The sequence below is a fragment of the Brachybacterium ginsengisoli genome, from assembly GCF_002407065.1.
Classification (GTDB): Bacteria; Actinomycetota; Actinomycetes; order Actinomycetales; family Dermabacteraceae; genus Brachybacterium; species Brachybacterium ginsengisoli.
In genome coordinates, this window is sequence record NZ_CP023564.1 from 2,822,076 (window position 1) to 2,837,704 (window position 15,629).

The 15,629-nt window shown below is 71.1% G+C and carries 15 protein-coding genes; 7 read left to right on the forward strand and 8 right to left on the reverse strand.

Going from position 1 to position 15,629, the window contains the following annotated elements:
- Positions 1-103: 103 nt before the first annotated feature.
- A complete protein-coding gene (locus CFK41_RS12625) occupies positions 104-1,591 on the reverse strand; it encodes a hypothetical protein (RefSeq protein WP_096799984.1) in 1,488 nt (495 codons plus the stop codon).
- A gap of 252 nt (positions 1,592-1,843) precedes the next feature.
- On the opposite strand from CFK41_RS12625, the gene CFK41_RS17960 reads away from it, so the two are divergent.
- Complete coding sequence (locus tag CFK41_RS17960; protein ID WP_169928816.1) at positions 1,844-2,017, forward strand: hypothetical protein; 174 nt, start codon at positions 1,844-1,846, stop codon at positions 2,015-2,017.
- 77 nt (positions 2,018-2,094) lie between these two features.
- Here CFK41_RS17960 and CFK41_RS12630 read toward each other — a convergent pair whose 3' ends face one another.
- The 5 genes from CFK41_RS12630 to CFK41_RS12650 all read right to left on the reverse strand — a co-directional run bounded on the left by CFK41_RS12630 (position 2,095) and on the right by CFK41_RS12650 (position 5,831).
- Positions 2,095-2,949, reverse strand: coding sequence for a metallophosphoesterase family protein (locus tag CFK41_RS12630; RefSeq protein WP_096799985.1), 855 nt, complete (start codon positions 2,947-2,949; stop codon positions 2,095-2,097).
- A gap of 53 nt (positions 2,950-3,002) precedes the next feature.
- The gene (locus tag CFK41_RS12635) at positions 3,003-3,440 is read right to left on the reverse strand and encodes a molybdenum cofactor biosynthesis protein MoaE (protein ID WP_096801071.1); all 438 of its coding nucleotides are present in this window, start codon (positions 3,438-3,440) and stop codon (positions 3,003-3,005) included.
- Positions 3,441-3,532: 92 nt separating this feature from the next.
- Positions 3,533-4,081, reverse strand: coding sequence for a MogA/MoaB family molybdenum cofactor biosynthesis protein (locus CFK41_RS12640; protein WP_096799986.1), 549 nt, complete (start codon positions 4,079-4,081; stop codon positions 3,533-3,535).
- Positions 4,078-4,581 carry a cyclic pyranopterin monophosphate synthase MoaC gene (gene moaC, locus CFK41_RS12645; RefSeq protein WP_096799987.1) on the reverse strand — a complete coding sequence of 168 codons (504 nt, stop codon included), beginning with the start codon at positions 4,579-4,581 and terminating at the stop codon, positions 4,078-4,080. Before moaC ends, CFK41_RS12640 begins: the two co-directional genes overlap by 4 nt.
- Positions 4,578-5,831 (reverse strand): molybdopterin molybdotransferase MoeA, encoded by a 1,254-nt coding sequence (locus tag CFK41_RS12650; protein ID WP_096799988.1) that lies wholly within the window; start codon positions 5,829-5,831, stop codon positions 4,578-4,580. Before CFK41_RS12650 ends, moaC begins: the two co-directional genes overlap by 4 nt.
- Before the next feature lie 204 nt (positions 5,832-6,035).
- Between CFK41_RS12650 and moaA the strand changes: the two genes are divergently transcribed.
- Positions 6,036-7,136 (forward strand): GTP 3',8-cyclase MoaA, encoded by a 1,101-nt coding sequence (moaA, locus tag CFK41_RS12655; RefSeq protein WP_096799989.1) that lies wholly within the window; start codon positions 6,036-6,038, stop codon positions 7,134-7,136.
- Between the two features lie 11 nt (positions 7,137-7,147).
- Entirely contained in the window at positions 7,148-7,411 is a 264-nt protein-coding gene (locus CFK41_RS12660; protein WP_096801072.1) for a MoaD/ThiS family protein, read from the forward strand.
- 15 nt (positions 7,412-7,426) lie between these two features.
- Here the strand turns inward: CFK41_RS12660 and CFK41_RS12665 are convergent, their stop codons facing one another.
- On the reverse strand, positions 7,427-8,671 hold the full coding sequence (locus CFK41_RS12665) for a ThiF family adenylyltransferase (RefSeq protein ID WP_227873070.1): 1,245 nt from the start codon (positions 8,669-8,671) through the stop codon (positions 7,427-7,429).
- 347 nt (positions 8,672-9,018) lie between these two features.
- Here CFK41_RS12665 and CFK41_RS12670 point away from each other — a divergent pair, with 347 nt between their 5' ends.
- Genes CFK41_RS12670 through CFK41_RS12685 form a run of 4 tightly spaced genes read left to right on the forward strand, consistent with a single transcriptional unit; the run spans position 9,019 to position 14,885 of the window.
- Positions 9,019-10,050 (forward strand): ABC transporter permease, encoded by a 1,032-nt coding sequence (locus tag CFK41_RS12670; protein ID WP_096799991.1) that lies wholly within the window; start codon positions 9,019-9,021, stop codon positions 10,048-10,050.
- Between the two features lie 4 nt (positions 10,051-10,054).
- Complete coding sequence (locus CFK41_RS12675) at positions 10,055-11,038, forward strand: ABC transporter permease (RefSeq protein ID WP_151904749.1); 984 nt, start codon at positions 10,055-10,057, stop codon at positions 11,036-11,038.
- The gene (locus CFK41_RS12680; RefSeq protein ID WP_096799992.1) at positions 11,031-13,130 is read left to right on the forward strand and encodes an ABC transporter ATP-binding protein; all 2,100 of its coding nucleotides are present in this window, start codon (positions 11,031-11,033) and stop codon (positions 13,128-13,130) included. Before CFK41_RS12675 ends, CFK41_RS12680 begins: the two co-directional genes overlap by 8 nt.
- Before the next feature lie 30 nt (positions 13,131-13,160).
- A complete protein-coding gene (locus CFK41_RS12685) occupies positions 13,161-14,885 on the forward strand; it encodes an ABC transporter family substrate-binding protein (protein ID WP_096799993.1) in 1,725 nt (574 codons plus the stop codon).
- Positions 14,886-14,976: 91 nt separating this feature from the next.
- Here CFK41_RS12685 and CFK41_RS12690 read toward each other — a convergent pair whose 3' ends face one another.
- Positions 14,977-15,612 carry a PH domain-containing protein gene (locus CFK41_RS12690; RefSeq protein WP_096799994.1) on the reverse strand — a complete coding sequence of 212 codons (636 nt, stop codon included), beginning with the start codon at positions 15,610-15,612 and terminating at the stop codon, positions 14,977-14,979.
- Positions 15,613-15,629 lie beyond the last annotated feature (17 nt).

Sequence of the window (15,629 nt, forward strand, 5' to 3'; positions counted from 1 at the left end):
CCGACCGGGGTGGAATCCTCTGCGGCAGCCTCTGGCACTCTCGGCCGTCGACTGCCAACGGCGCAACTCTAGGACCTTCGCTGGCACTCATGCAAGGTGAGTGCTAAACCGATGGGTCGCCGGCATCCTCTTCCTGAGCTGACCAGCGTGCACGTTTCCAGCGGTCTGCCCACAGACTGCCGACGAAGGCGCCTGCGAGGGTCGATGCCCAGGGGATCCCCAGCCCGATCGCGAGGAATGCGCCGAAAGCGGTGTCGGCACCCGACCCCTGGGACACGACGACGTCGGGAAGCACCGTGTGCGCGAGGAGCAGCGCGGCCACGGGCAGCAGGATCATCAGGACCGACACGACCGAACCGGCCCTCGCCGCCCGCCGACGTGACCGACGAGGGGCCGTCGGCCCGATCGACCGGAGCGGGCCGCGCGTCGGCCGGGTGCGCGGATCGCCGATCTCGGCGTCATCCACCGCCGCGATGCCCACCCCGAGCACCGACAGCGCGAACGCCGCGGGGCCGACGAGTGCGAGCACGGGCAGGAGGGTGCGCAGCAGCGCGCCCGCCGCGGCCAGGTCCTGGGAGGAGGGCCGGTCCGGGAGACCGAGTCCGACGCCGAAGAGACCGGCGCCCAGCGCGGCGGCCTGCCATCCCACCACCATGGCGATCAGGAGCCACAGGAGGGCGCTCTGCGCGAGCAGCGAGGCGCGCACCTCGGGCCGCGCCTCCCGGGCCTCGACCTCCCGTCGGCTCTCCTCGAGGCGATGCGTACGCCGGAGATGTTCGAGCTGCCCGAGCTGGGCCTGCACTTCGACGGCCGCTCGCTCCTGCGGGGAGACCCAGCCCTCCCTGAGCTGCTTGAGCAGCGTGGCGATCGCCGTGCCGAGCACGGGCCGGGAGGAGAGGAGCCGCAGCGGGAGCAGCCGGTCCAGGGTCTCTCGCGGGATGGCGCGCACCACGGTGACCACACGCTGGATCTCTCCCGGCCGCGGCGCGACCGGGGTGACCTCGAGGTCGGCTCCGATGTCCCCCTGGCCCTCGTCGAGGACCTCGAGATGGCGGACGAGCTCGGCATGGCCCGCCGCGGCCGCCCGGTCGAGAGTCGGGTCCGCCAGGAGCCTGCGGAGATCGCCGATCATGCGGTGCGCCGCGAGATGGTCGATCCCCACCAGCTCGGTGCGGAGGCGCCGGGACCGCAGGGCCATGAGGACCTCGTCGAAGAGGTCCAGGACCACTCCTCCGGCGTCGCGCATCCAGCCCAGGGCGGTGGGGGCGGGCACGAGGCGTTCGAGCTCCTCGGGGGTGAGGTCGTCGTCGGCGAGCGCGTCCATCTGCTCCCCCAGGCGGTCGAGGTCGCCATGGGTGCGCACGCCCTCGAGGCGGGGGATCTTGATCCCGGACGCCCGCGCCTCCTCGAGCACGCGCTGGACCTCGGAGAGCCGGCGCACGCTCGTCGCGGGGAGTCCGAGGGCGAGCAGCAGCTGTCCGATCCCGACCCAGAGGAAGGTCTCGTCCAGCAGGGCGCCGAGCCATCGCGGAAGAGGGCGGTCGGGGCCCGTTCTCCGCTCGAGGAATCGGTCGATGAACCACTCGTGCACGAGCCCATCATCCCGCGCCGCGGCCTCCTCCGGGCCCAGGACGCCCCGGTTCCCCCAGTGGTCTCGAACTCCGTCCCGAGAGCCCGACGAGCACCAGGTCACACCCTTTTTGTGAAGCTGGCAACTTGGACATGTCCACTCCGTGACACCGCTGAGCACGCGGAGTACCAATAGGGATATCGACTCCGCCGGCGCCCCTGCGATCCAGAGCGTCGGCGGATCACCTCGCACACCACCGAAAGGGCATCGATCATGACCTTCCTCCGTTCCCTCAGCTCCACCCTGGGCCGCCTCTCCGACCGCATGCAGGGTCAGGACATCGAGCGCGCCGACGCCGCGTCGGACCGCCGCTTCGGCAGCAACTACGCCGCGCTCGTGCGCAGCCACTCGACCCAGGGGATCAGCCCCCTCAGCATGGGTCGCTGACCGAGGCCGATACCGGCGAACAACGACGGAGCCCGTGCAGACATCGTCCGCACGGGCCCTCGCATGTCCGGGGGCGGTCAGCGCCCGGCGGCCGCGACGATCTGCGCGACCTGCTCCGGGCTGAAACGGTAGACCGGCACCTCCGCGTCCCCGAGGGTGTCGCCGGCGCTCGGGTGCACAGCGGTGATGATCCGGGGCGCCCCCTCCCCCAGCTCGACGACGCTCGCCCCGGACAGCGCCAGGGACTGCTCGAACGCCCCGGGGGCGAGAGGGTCGACCACGTTGGTGATGCCCGGCGCGACGTGCACGGGGATGCCGCCGATCGCGCCGTGCATCTCGTGGTGGTAGTGGCCCGCGAGGACGATCCGCACGTCCGATCCCGCGAGGACGGCGGCGAGCTCGTCGAGCCCGTCGAGGTCGAGCCCGCGCAGCAGCTCGGTGGCGCCGACGAGCGGCGGGTGGTGGATCGCGAGCACGGTGCCCTCGGCCGCGGGCCGGGAGAGGACCTCGCGCAGCCAGTCGAGCTGCTCCGCCTCGAGATGACCGTAGCCTGCGCCGGGCACGCTGGAGTCCAGCACCACCACGCGGCCGCCGCCGGCCAGGTCCACCACACGGTCCTGGCGTTCTGCGAGGCGCTGGCCGGGAACGATGCTCTGCCCGTAGACGGCGGAGACGTCGTGGTTGCCCATCACCACGACCAGCGGCGCCCCGAGCGAGGCGGCGAAGGGATCCAGGATCTCGTGGAGCAGGCGGTAGCTGGCGTCGGAGCCGTCCTCGGAGGCGTCGCCGGTGTGGACCACGACGTCGATGTCGGCCAGTCCCTCGAGGCGCGCCAGCAGACCCCGCAGGGCGGCGGCGGTGTCGATGCGGTCGTAGTGGCGGGCGTCCGGGTCGCCGTACAGGTGGGTGTCGGTCAGGTGGAGGATGCGCATGGGTTCACCGTAGTCAGCGCAGATGGCCGGGAGGTGTCCTCACCGGTCCGACCTCAGCCGAGCGCGCCCACCCATTCGCTCCCGCCGTCCTCGAACACCTGGTGCTTCCAGATCGGCACGCGCTGCTTGACGGTGTCCACGAGGTCGTCGCAGGCGGCGAAGGCCAGCTTGCGGTGCGGTGCGGAGACCGCGCACACCAGCGCCGAGTCCCCGATGGTCAGCGCCCCGTGGCGGTGGGCGACCGCGATCAGCGCATCCGGGTAGCGCTCGGCGATCTCGCGCGCCACCTCGGCGATGGCCTCGGGGGCGGAGGGGTGAGCGGAGTACTCCAGGTGCTGCACGCCGCGGCCGCCGTCGTGGTCGCGCACCACGCCGTCGAAGGTGACCACCGCACCGCAGCGGGGGTCGGTCACCGCGGCGATCGCCCGCTCCAGGGACAGCGGCTGCTCGCTGATCTCGGCGAGGCGGGTGCGTTCAGCCGCCGCGCCCATCGCGGGATCGTCGGCCACGCGCAGCGCCTCGCCGTCGGCTCCGAAGGGGGTGGCGCCGCGGGTCGGGTCCCCGGCCGGGGCTCCGATGCCGCTCATGCGTGGTCGCCGCCGTCGCGCTGCTCCAGGAGGTGGTCCAGGATCGGGTCGAGCACGGAGATGCCGTCCGCCACGCCGCCGCGGGATCCGGGCAGGTTGACCACGAAGGAGCGCCCGGCCATCCCGGCGAGGCCGCGGCTGAGCAGCGCCGTCGCCGTCTTCTCCGCGCCGCGGCGGCGCACCTCCTCGAGGATCCCGGGCATCTCCTGATCGATGAGGGGAGCGGTCTGCTCGGGGGTCACGTCGGTGGGGCTGATCCCGGTGCCGCCGGAGGTGATGATGATGTCGGTGCCCTCGGCGATCGCGGCGGCGAGCGCCCGGCCCACCTCGGGGCCGTCGCTGACCACCTGTCGCTCCACGGCGTCGAGGCCGCGCCCGCGCAGCCACTGCACGAGCGTGGGCCCGGTGCGGTCCTCGTAGGTGCCGTCGGCCGCGCGGGTGGAGGCGATGACCACCCTCGCGGTGCCGTGCAGGGCGGGGGCCGCGGCGGCGTCCTCGCGGGCGGAGCAGTCCGCATCGGTGCGCCGGGACGGGACCTGCTTCATGACTGCTCCTCCTCGGCGGGTTCCGACGCCCGGTCGCGGCTCCAGTCGCCGCTGCGGCCGCCGGACTTCGTCAGCACCTGCACCTGCTCGATGGTGGCCAGGTGGTCGACGGCCTTGATCATGTCGTAGAGGGTCAGCGCCGCGACGGTGGCGGCGGTCAGCGCCTCCATCTCGACGCCGGTGACGCCCTTGGTGCGCACCCGTGCGGTGATCTCCACGCGGTCCTCGCCCGGCTCGAGGTCGATCTCCACCCCGGACAGCGGCAGCGGGTGGCACAGCGGGACCAGGTCCGGGGTGCGCTTGGCCCCCATGATCCCCGCGATCCGGGCGGTGGCCAGGGCCTCGCCCTTGGGCAGGTCGCCGCTGGCGATGCGGGCGACGACGTCGGGCCGGGTGCGCAGCACGGCACGGGCGCTCGCCTCCCGGGAGGTGACGGCCTTGTCCGTCACGTCGACCATGTGGGCGGAGCCGTCGGCCCGCACGTGCGAGAGGTCGTTCATGACTCTCCTCCGGGGATCAGCAGGGTCTCGAGGGTGTCGCCGTCGTGCACCGCGGAGGTCCCGCGGGGCACGAGCACCAGGGCGTCGGCGGCGGCGTATCCGCCGAGCAGGTGCGAGGACGCCCCGCCCACCAGCCGCACCCGGCCCGAGGGGAGCACGCGGGCCCGACGGTACTGGTCCAGCGCCGGTGGCGAGGACTCCTCCGCCTCGAGCTGGATCGGCAGGTGCAGCCGCCTGCGCGCCGGGGCGCCGAGGGCTGGCCGGGCGATCAGCTCGCAGCTGAGCAGGGCGGAGACAGGGTTGCCGGGGAAGGCGAGCCAGGGGACGCGGCGTCCGTCGACCTCGAGGGTGCCGATGCCCTGCGGTCCGCCGGGCTGCATCGCGATCGTGGGGAAGGCGAGGAGAACACCGTCGCGCTCGGCCGCGTGGCGGACCACCTCGACGGCCCCCATGCTCACGCCGCCGCTGGTGACGACGAGGTCCGCGTCGTGGGCGCGTATCTGCTCGCGCAGGTGGTCGAGCAGGGCGGCGGCGTCGTCCGGGACCGCGCCGGTGCGGACCACCTCGGCGCCGGCCTCGGTGAGCGCGGCGGCGAGGCCGGGCCCGTTGGCGTCGAACAGCGCCCCCGGGTCGGGGAGGTCCGCGTCGGCGCGGCGCACCTCGGACCCGGTGGACAGCACGATGGCGCGCACCGGTGCCTGCACCTCCACGTCGAGGATCCCGCAGGCGGCGAGGTGCGCGATCCGCGCCGGGGTGAGGAGACGGCCCTCGCGCAGCACGGCGTCCCCGCGGTGCGTGTCCGATCCGCGGGTCCGCACGAAACGGCCGCGCGCGACGGAGGTCGGGGCGAGCGTCACCCGGCTTCCGAGGTCGGGGGTGAACCTGCCCGGTCCGCTCTCCTCGACGGGGACCACCAGGTCCGCACCGGCCGGGATCGGGGCGCCGGTCATGATGGGGCGGGCGGTGCCGGGCTCGAGGGTGCCCGGGGCATCGCCGGCGGCGATCATCGGCCCGAGCGGCAGGCTGACCTCCTGGTCGGCGCCCGCCAGATCGGCGGCGGCGAGCGCATAGCCGTCCATCTGCGAGTTGTCGTGGCCGGGGACGTCCACGCGCGATCGCTGCTCGGCGATCGCCACCCGGCCCGCCGCCCTCCCGTCGAGCGGCAGCACCTCGGTGCCGCGCACGGCCGCCAGCAGGGCGACCGCATCGGCCACGTGATCGGCAAGGGGGATCCGTGGGGCTCCGGACATCGCGCGCTGGTTCCTGTCGACGGGGAGGTCTGTGCAATGCGCCGGACATCGAGCCGCCGGCACCCTCCCAGTATGGCGCTCCCGCTCGTGACCGACCACGTCCGACGGTCCCGGTGACCGGCCGCCCCGCACCACCGGACCGTCGGCCCCTATCCTGGAGTCATCTCCCGGCCCGGCCGGGCCGCAGCGGAAGGAGGGAAGCAGATGACGTCCCGCCGCATCTCCCTGGGGATGCCCACGCCCCGCAGGACGGACGACACCGCCGCGGCGCTCCCCGACGTCTCCGACCGCCCCGCGACGCCCGCGCTCGCCGACCGCTTCGGACGGGAGGCGACGGATCTGCGCCTCTCCCTCACCGACTTCTGCAACCTGCGCTGCACCTACTGCATGCCCGCCTCGGGGATGGTCTTCCTGCCCAAGGACCAGCTACTGAGCGCGGAGGAGGTGGTGCGACTGGTGCGCATCGGCGTCGAGCACCTGGGCATCGAACAGGTGCGCTTCACCGGCGGGGAGCCGCTGACCCGCCCCGACCTCGAGCAGATCATCGCCGGGGTCGCCGCGCTCGAGCAGCGGCCGGACATCTCGCTGACGACGAATGCGATCGGCCTCGACCATCGGGCCGCCCGGCTGCGGGAGGCGGGCCTGGACCGGATCAACGTCTCGCTGGACTCGGTGGTCTCGGAGACCTTCGAGCGTCTCACCCGGCGTCCCCTGCTGCATCGGGTGCTGGCCGGGATCGACGGCGCCCGCGCGGCGGGGCTGTCGCCGATCAAGATCAACGCCGTGCTGCTGCCCGGGGTCAACGACCACGAGCTGCCGGACCTCCTGGACTGGTGCCTGGACCGGGACCTGCAGCTGCGGGTCATCGAGCAGATGCCGTTGGATGCGGACCATATCTGGGAGCGCGACACGATGGTCACTGCCGGGGACGTCCAGGGGATGCTCGCGGAGCGCTTCCTCCTCGCCCCGGTCTCCGAGGCCCGCGACGGCGCCCCCGCCGAGCTCTTCGAGGTCGCCGACCGTGCCACCGGGCGTCCCCGGGGCCGGGTGGGGATCATCGCCTCGGTGACCCGTCCCTTCTGCGCCGACTGCCGCCGCACCCGGCTGACGGCCGAGGGCCGGGTGCGCACCTGCCTGTTCTCGCGCGAGGAGACCGATCTGCGGGCGGCGCTGCGCTCCGGGGCCGACGACGAGCACATCGCGCAGATCTGGCGGGCCGCCCAGTGGGGCAAGAAGGCCGGCCACGGCATGGACCGCGCGGACTTCGTGCAGCCGGAGCGCCCGATGAGCGCCATCGGCGGATGAGGGAGGACGAGATGACCAGCACCGACAGCGCGCCGCTGATCGCGGTGCGCCTGTTCGCGGCGGCCGCCGCCGAGCTCGGCGCCGACTCCGCCGAGGTCCGCGCCCGGAGCCTCGGTGAGCTGACCGCCCAGCTGCGGCAGGGAGCGTCAGAGCGGGCGGAGCAGGTCATCGGCCGCTCGAGCTTCCTGGTCAACGCGGTGGCCTGCACGGACCCGCAGCAGCTCCTCGCCGAGGGCGACCGGGTGGACGTCCTGCCGCCCTTCGCCGGCGGCTGAGCCCGGCCCGCCCGCTCAACCCGGGCGCACCACCGTGATCCCCGGGCCACCGGCGCGGACGGCGTCGAAGCCGCCGCGCAGCGAGAGCACCCGGATCCCCCGCGCCGCGAGGGCGCTCTGCGCGATCGCCGAGCGCGATCCGGCGGCGCAGTAGAGCACCGCGCCCTCCAGCTCGTCCCGCACGGCCGACGGAACGCGCCCGTCGGCCGGTTCACCCTCCCCCACCTGAGCGAGCAGCTCCGCCATCGGCACGTGCTCGGCGCCACGGATCATGCCTCCGCTCAGCTCATGCGACTCGCGGAGATCGATCAGCCGCGCTCCGGCTGCGAGCAGCTCGGGCAGCTCGACGGGGGCCACCTCATCGAGAGCAGGGCCGGTCGGGCCCGGCAGACCGCAGGTGGCCGCGACGTCCTCGATCATCGTCACGGGCAGCCGCCGCGGATCGCGGGCCAGCGGCAGCTCGTCCCAGCGCGCGCGCAGCGCGTCATACAGGGCCAGGCGTCCGAACAGCGCGTCCCCCATCCCGGCGAGCACCTTCACCGCCTCCATCGCCATGGCCGAGCCGATCACCCCGCACAGCATCCCGAGCACCCCGGCCTCGGAGCAGCTGGGCACCTCGCCGGGCCGGGGTGGCACCGGGTGCAGATCGCGATAGGTCACGCCACGGCCGCTCGCGCCCCAGAACACGCTGAGCTGACCGGAGAAGGCGAGGATCGAGCCCCAGACCAGAGGAAGGTCGAGCAGCTCGCACGCGTCGGAGACCAGGTAACGGGTGGGGAAGTTGTCGCTGCCGTCCAGCACGAGGTCGTGGCCGGCCAGCAGCTCGCGCGCGGAGTCGGCGGTGGCGGCGGCGACCACGGCGCGCACCTCGACCTCCGGGTTCAGGGATCGGAGCCTCTCGGCCGCCGCCTCCGACTTCGGGCGACCCACGTCCTCCGCAGTGAACAGCAGCTGGCGGTGGAGGTTGGTGGGATCGACCGTGTCGGGGTCGATCACGGTGATCACCCCGACGCCGGCGGCCGCGAGGTAGCTGAGCACCGGGGCGCCGAGACCGCCCGCCCCGATCACCGCGACCCGGGACGCCGCGAGCCGCCGCTGCCCCTCCTCCCCCAGCTCGGGCAGGCGCACCTGTCGCGTGTAGCGCTCACCGCCTCCCTCGCCGGGTCCCGCGGGACGGACCGCACGGTCGCCGATGTCGGGCAGGGGCGCGGGCTCCGCCCGCGCCCCGTCGGCCGCCCCGTCGGACGGTCGATGCGACACCTGTCCGGCACCAGCGCCTGCGCCGGCATGCACAGGCGCTCCGAAAACTCCATCCGCTTCCACCATGTGATGTAGTCTCCCTCACGTTTCTGCGTGGCACCGGTGCATAACGATTAGGACATGGAGGTCCTTCGGGCGCACGACCTCGCTGTGACCTGATCTACAGTGCAGAAACCTACTCAGCGGTCGCGCAGTGCTGCGGACCGAGCATCGATGAAGTGAGGACCATCCGTGACGCAGTTCTGTCGCTCCGGCGTGCGCCGAGATCGAGGAGTGATCCACTCCCGGCGCACCATGACACGGTCCGCTGCCCCCTGCGCGCAGAGCGCCGGGGCGGGGGACGGCCGATGATCCTCTATGTCCTGCGGCGCTTCGTCAACTATCTGATCCTCACCTGTGTCGCCACCACGTTCTCCTACGTCGCGGCGAGCATGTTCCTGAACCCCGCCAAGAAGTACCAGGGGCAGAACCCGCCGATCCCCGAGGAGTCGATCGCGAACCTGATGCGCGGGTACGGCGTGTACCGGGGCGACCCGGTCGCGCTGCGCACCTGGCACTGGATCCAGAACATCATCACGGCCCCCTTCCAGGAGAAGCTCGGCATGAGCCTCTCGAACAAGTGGGTCATCACCGAGATGCTCGGCAACCCGGATTTCCTGCTGAAGTTCTGGCGGATCGAGTGGCTGGGCCGTGCGGGCATCAGCCTCCGGCTGCTGCTGATCGGCGCCCTCCTCGGAGCGGTCCTCGGCGTGGCCCTCGGCGTCTGGGGCGCCGTGCGCCAGTACAAGGCCTCGGACCAGATCATCTCCTACGCCTCGTTCATCCTCATCTCGACCCCCACCTTCGTGGGCGGCCTGCTGCTGATGATCGTGGCGACCCACATCAACCGGCTGCTGGGCGTCCAGGTGATCCGCTTCTCCGGGGCGTACACACCGGGCTACGAGGGAGCCGCGGCGATCTGGGATCTGGGCATCCACCTGCTGCTGCCCACGATCGCGCTCATGCTCTTCGGCGCCGCGGGCTACTCGCGCTACCAGCGCGCGGTGATGCTGGACGTGCTCGGCTCGGACTTCATCCGCACCGCCCGCGCCAAGGGCGCCACCCGCAACCACGCGCTGATCAAGCACGGCGTGCGCGTCGCCCTGATCCCGATGTCCACCTACTTCGCCTACCAGTTCGGCACGCTGATCGCGGGCTCGACGTTCCTCGAGATCATCTTCTCCTGGTCCGGCATGGGGCAGTTCGGCATCCAGGCGATCCAGCAGTCCGACATCAATTCCATGGCGGGCGTCGTGTGCTTCACCTCCGTGCTGGTCCTGTTCAGCTCGACCCTCTCGGAGATCCTCTACGCCGCCCTCGACCCGCGCGTGAGGATGTGACCTGATGACCATGCAGCCAGCGGACACCGCCGAGGACCTCCCCCAGGACCTCGAGCCCACCCAGGCCATCGCCGCGGAGAAGCCCCACAAGGCCATCTCCCGCAACCGCCTCGTCTGGAAGCGTCTGAAGAGCAAGCCGAACTTCTGGATCGGCGCGACGATCATCGCGCTCATCGTCCTGTTCGCCCTCCTCGGCAACCTCCCGAACATCTACCAGTACACCGACACCGATTCGTTCAGCCAGAACTCGCCGCCCTCGGCGCAGCATTGGTTCGGCACCGACTCGGTGGGCCGCGACCTCTACGCGGGCATCACCAGCGGCCTGAAGATGTCGCTCGTGATCGGCTTCGTCGCCGCTCCGCTCGCCACCCTGCTCGCGGCCTTCCTGGGCTCGCTGGCCGGATACCTGGGCGGCTGGGTCGAGACCATCATCAGCTGGTTCATCAACCTGTTCCTGGTGCTCCCGGTCTTCTACATCCTGCTGATCCTGTCGCCCGCCATCCAGGCTCCCGAGTCCCTCCCCGGCGGCCTCAAGCAGCTCGCGCTGATGCCCAGCTGGCTGCTGATCGTGCTGGCGATCGCCTGCTTCGGCTGGATGATCATGGCTCAGATCGTGAAGAACCAGACCAAGTCCCTCAAGGAACGGGAGTTCGTCAAGGCCGCCCGCTACATGGGGGTCGGCACCTTCACGATCCTGCGGCGCCACATCATCCCCAACGTCGCCTCCCTGCTGATCATCGACGCGACCCTCGGCGTCTCCGGCGCGATCATCGCCGAGACCTCGCTGTCCTTCTTCGGTCTCGGCATCCAGTACCCGCAGGTCTCCCTCGGATCCCTGCTCCAGAACGGACAGTCCGGCATCATCGCGCGCCCCTGGTCCTTCTACATCCCGTCCTTCTTCCTGGTGGCGCTGCTGACCGCCGTCGCCCTCCTCGGCGACGCGCTGCGCGACGCCATCGACCCCACGAGCGAGGTGAACCGTGGCTGAGCCGATCCTGCAGGTCAAGGATCTGACCGTGACCTTCCCCAATGCCACCGGCGGGGTCCGCGCCGTGCGCGGGGTGAACTACGAGGTCAACGAGGGCGAGTTCCTCGGCATCGTGGGCGAGTCCGGGTCCGGCAAGTCCGTCTCCTCCCTCGCCGTGATGGGGCTGCTGCCCTCCTCGGCGCAGATCGATGGCGAGATCCTCTATCGGGGCGAGCCGCTCCTGGGTCGCAGCGACAAGCATCTCTCGCGACTGCGGGGCAAGGACATCGCGATGATCTTCCAGGATCCGCTGTCCGCGCTGACCCCGGTGTACACCATCGGCAAGCAGATCGAGGAGGCGCTGACCCTCCATAACCGCGGGATCAGCCAGCAGGCCGCCGAGAAGCGTGCGATCGAGCTGCTGAAGATCGTGGGCATCCCCGGCGCGGAGCGTCGTGTCAAGGCGTTCCCCCACGAGTTCTCCGGCGGCATGCGCCAGCGCGCCATGATCGCGATCGCGATCGCGAACGACCCCACCCTCATCATCGCGGACGAGCCGACCACTGCCCTGGACGTCACCATCCAGGCGCAGATCCTCGAGGTCCTCCAGAAGGCCAAGGAGGTCACCGGCGCCGCCGTCGTGCTCATCACGCACGACCTCGGCGTGGTGGCCGGCAACGTGGACCGCGTGGCCGTCATGTACGCGGGCAAGCTCGTGGAGACCGGCCCGGTCGACGAGCTCTTCGAGACCCCGCGCATGCCCTACACGATGGGCCTGCTGCGCTCGGTGCCGAACATGCTGCGCGCCGGGAAGGACCGCCTCGTCCCGCTCGAGGGCCGCCCGCCGGTGCTCTCGGAGCTGCCCCAGGGCTGCCCTTTCGCTCCCCGCTGCCCCGCGGCACAGGACATCTGCCGGGAGCAGGAGCCGACGCTCGAGGTCGTGGTGGACACCGACCGCCACGTGGCCTGCCACCGTGCGGACGAGATCGCCGCCGGCACGCTGAAGTCGGCGGACATCTTCCCGAGGCCCCCGCACCAGCCGCGCGCGGTCACGGACCGCACCGGCCAGGAGCCCGTCGTCTCCGCGCAGGGCCTCGTGCGGCACTTCCCGCTCACCAAGGGCTCGGTGTTCCGTCGTCAGGTCGGCACGGTGCGGGCCGTCGACGGCGTCGACTTCGAGATCCGTCCCGGCGAGACCCTCGGCCTGGTGGGCGAGTCCGGCTCGGGCAAGTCCACCACCGCGCTCGAGATCATGGAGCTCATCAAGCCCCAGGCAGGGTCCCTCACCGTCACCGGGAAGGACGTCGGCTCGCTGTCGAAGAAGCAGCGGCTGGCGCTGCGCGAGGACGTACAGATCGTGTTCCAGGACCCGATGGCGGCGGTCGACCCGCGCCTGCCCGTCGGCGACATCATCGGCGAGCCCCTCACCCTCAAGCGGGTGCCGAAGGCGGAGCGTGACCGTCGGGTCGCGGAGAAGCTCGAGCTGGTGGGTCTGGACCCGCGGATGACCGACCGCTATCCGCACGAGTTCTCCGGCGGTCAGCGCCAGCGCATCGGCGTGGCCCGTGCGCTGATGACCGACCCGAAGCTGCTCGTGCTCGACGAGCCCGTCTCCGCGCTGGACGTCTCGGTGCAGGCCGGTGTCATCAACCTGCTCGAGGACCTCCGTGACCAGCTGGGGCTGTCCTATCTGTTCGTCGCCCATGACCTCGCCATCGTCCGGGAGATCTCGGATCTGATCGCGGTCATGTACCTCGGCCGCATCGTGGAGTACGGGCCGGTGGACGAGGTCTTCACCTCGCCGCGCCACCCGTACACCCGGGCGCTGATGTCCGCCGTGCCGGTCCCCGACCCGAAGGTCGAGCGCGAACGGAACCAGATCATCCTCAAGGGGGACCTCCCGAGCCCCACCGAGGACATCCAGGGATGCTCCTTCGCCTCCCGCTGCCCCCTGCTCCCGCTTCTCGACGAGGACAGGCAGTCCCGCTGCCGCGCCGAGGACCCGACCCCCGGTGCCCATGGCGCCTCCCGCGTGGCCTGCCACCACGTCGACCAGATCGCTCGGCTCGACACCGTCGACGCCTCCTCCACCTCGTCCGTCACCCGTGCGTGACGGCGCCCCATGAAGAAGAGGGAATACCCCATGAAGATCACCAGCACCCGTCGTCTCTTCCTCGGCGGCACCGCCGTCATCGGCTCGGCCGCCGCGCTCGCCGCCTGCGGCGGTCAGCAGTCCGCCGACGAGCAGAAGAAGCAGGCCGAGGAGGACAACGCCAAGAAGGCCGAGGAGCAGTCCGAGCTGCCCAGCACCGCCTGGGAGCGCGCCGAGTACGACGACGTCCCCGAGGGCGGCTCCCTCACCCTCTCCGTGTCCCAGCTGCCCAACAACTGGAACTCGAACCAGACCGACGGCAACCTCGCCGACCTCACGAAGATCCGTGGCTCGATGGGCGCCGGCGCCGAGATCACCTACTCGGAGACCGGTGAGAAGGCTTTCAACCCGGACTACGTCGAGAGCGCGGAGCTCAGCAGCGAGGACCCGCAGATCGTCACCTTCAAGTACAACAAGAAGGCCGTCTGGGAGACCGGCGACCCGATCGTGGTCGAGGATCTCATCGCGCAGTGGAAGGCCGTCAGCGGCAAGGACGAGAAGTTCCTCATCGTCACGTCGGTGGGCTGGGACCAGATCAAGGAGATCCGCCAGACGGACGACGAGTTCTCCGGAGAGATCGAGTTCTCCGAGCCCTTCGCCGACTGGATCACCCTCGTCCACCCCGACATCCCCGCCTCCGTCTCCAAGGACCCGAAGGAGTTCAACGAGGGCTACACCTCCGAGCCCACTCCCTCCAAGGGCCCGTTCAAGGTCGACAGCATCGACGGCAGCGGCGGCGTGGTCACCCTGAAGCCGAACGACAAGTGGTGGGGCCGGGCTCCCAAGCTCGAGACCATCGTCTTCAAGGTCACCGACCAGTCCCAGGCCCCCGCAGCCTTCGCCAACGGTGAGCTCGATGTCTATGAGATCGCCAACGGTGATGAGCTCGCCCAGGCGAAGGGCCGTTCGGACGCCACCATCCAGGTCACCAACGGCCTGACCTGGACCCACCTCACCCTGAACACCGAGGGTGCCGACGGAGTGCTCAAGGACGTCAAGGTGCGCGAGGCCATCGCCCGCGGGATCGACCGCGACGCGATCGGCAACGCGGTCGTGGGCCCGCTGGAGGCACCGATCGTCCTGGTCGACAACTTCGTGTACATGCCCGGTCAGGAAGGCTACGAGGACTCCTTCGGGGGCCTGGAGTTCGACGGCGAGGCGGCGAAGAAGCTGCTCGACGAGGCCGGCTGGACCGCCGAGGCAGAGGGCGACGTGCGCACGAAGGACGGCAAGGAGCTCGCCTTCGAGATCATCGTCCCGGCGGACACCAAGTCCAACGAGGACCGTGCGGCGCAGGTGCTCACCAACCTCAATGCCATCGGCTTCAAGGTGGCCGTGAAGACCGTCCCCTCGGACGCGTACTTCGACGAGTACGTGACCCCGAAGAACTTCGGTGCCGTGACCTTCTCGTGGGTGGGCAGCCAGTACCCGGAGTCCAGCTCCGTGAACCTGGTCTACCCCAAGGACTCGCCGCAGAACTTCACCAACTTCGAGGACGAGCGTCTCGGTGACCTCAACAATCAGCTCAAGGCCGCGTTCGACGACGCGGAGAAGAAGAAGCTGGCCAATGAGGTCTCGAAGGTCATCGCCGAGTCCTTCGCAGTCATCCCGTTCTACGCGACCCCGGAGATCTGGGGCGTCAAGAACGGCGTCGTGAACTACGGCGCCTCGCAGTTCGAGGTCTCCGACTGGACCCAGGTCGGCATCAAGGCCTGATCTCCAGCACCACGACCTGAAGGGCCCGATCACCGCGAGGTGGTCGGGCCCTCTGTCGTCCGCAGGAGCGGCGCTGTGCTCGTCGACGCCCTCAGAACGCGAGCATCAGCGCGTTGAGCGCCACCACCACCGCCAGCACGGACAGGACCACGACGTTCAGGGACCGACGGGCCGGTGCAGGGTCCGCGGCGGGGTGCTTCCCCTGCCACTCCTCCCAGCGCTCGCGCACGATCGCCGAGCGGCTCGAGTCCTGGTCGTTCCGCAACCGCTCGGCGCGCGAGAGCCGGCGCCGGGCCTGCGTGCCCGCACCGGGTCCACCGGAGCGCGCACCGGTCTCGGGCCTCCCCACCCGCGCGAGGGGGTTGTCCCGGCCCACCCCGGGTGCGTTCCATGCCGTGACACGGCGTGACCGCCCCTGCAGCTCATCGACCTCGAAGTGCACCATCGCCCCGAGCCGCACGTCCTGGATCCGCGCGAAGGGCAGGTCGTAGGTGTGCAGCAGGTTGCGCACCTCCACCCCGGCGGGTCGGAGCACCAGCCGAGGCGCCCAGAGCAGGGCCCAGACCAGGGCGGCGATCAGGGCGAGCCCGGGGTAGACCAGGAGCCCGCCGACGCCCGCGGAGAACAGTGCCTCGAGCGCCATCGCCACCGCCACGGCCCACACCACGATACTCAGGACGGTCGCTCCGTGAGGGCGCAGGACGTGCTCGGTGTCGGTGCTGCTCATGGGTCCACGATATCGGC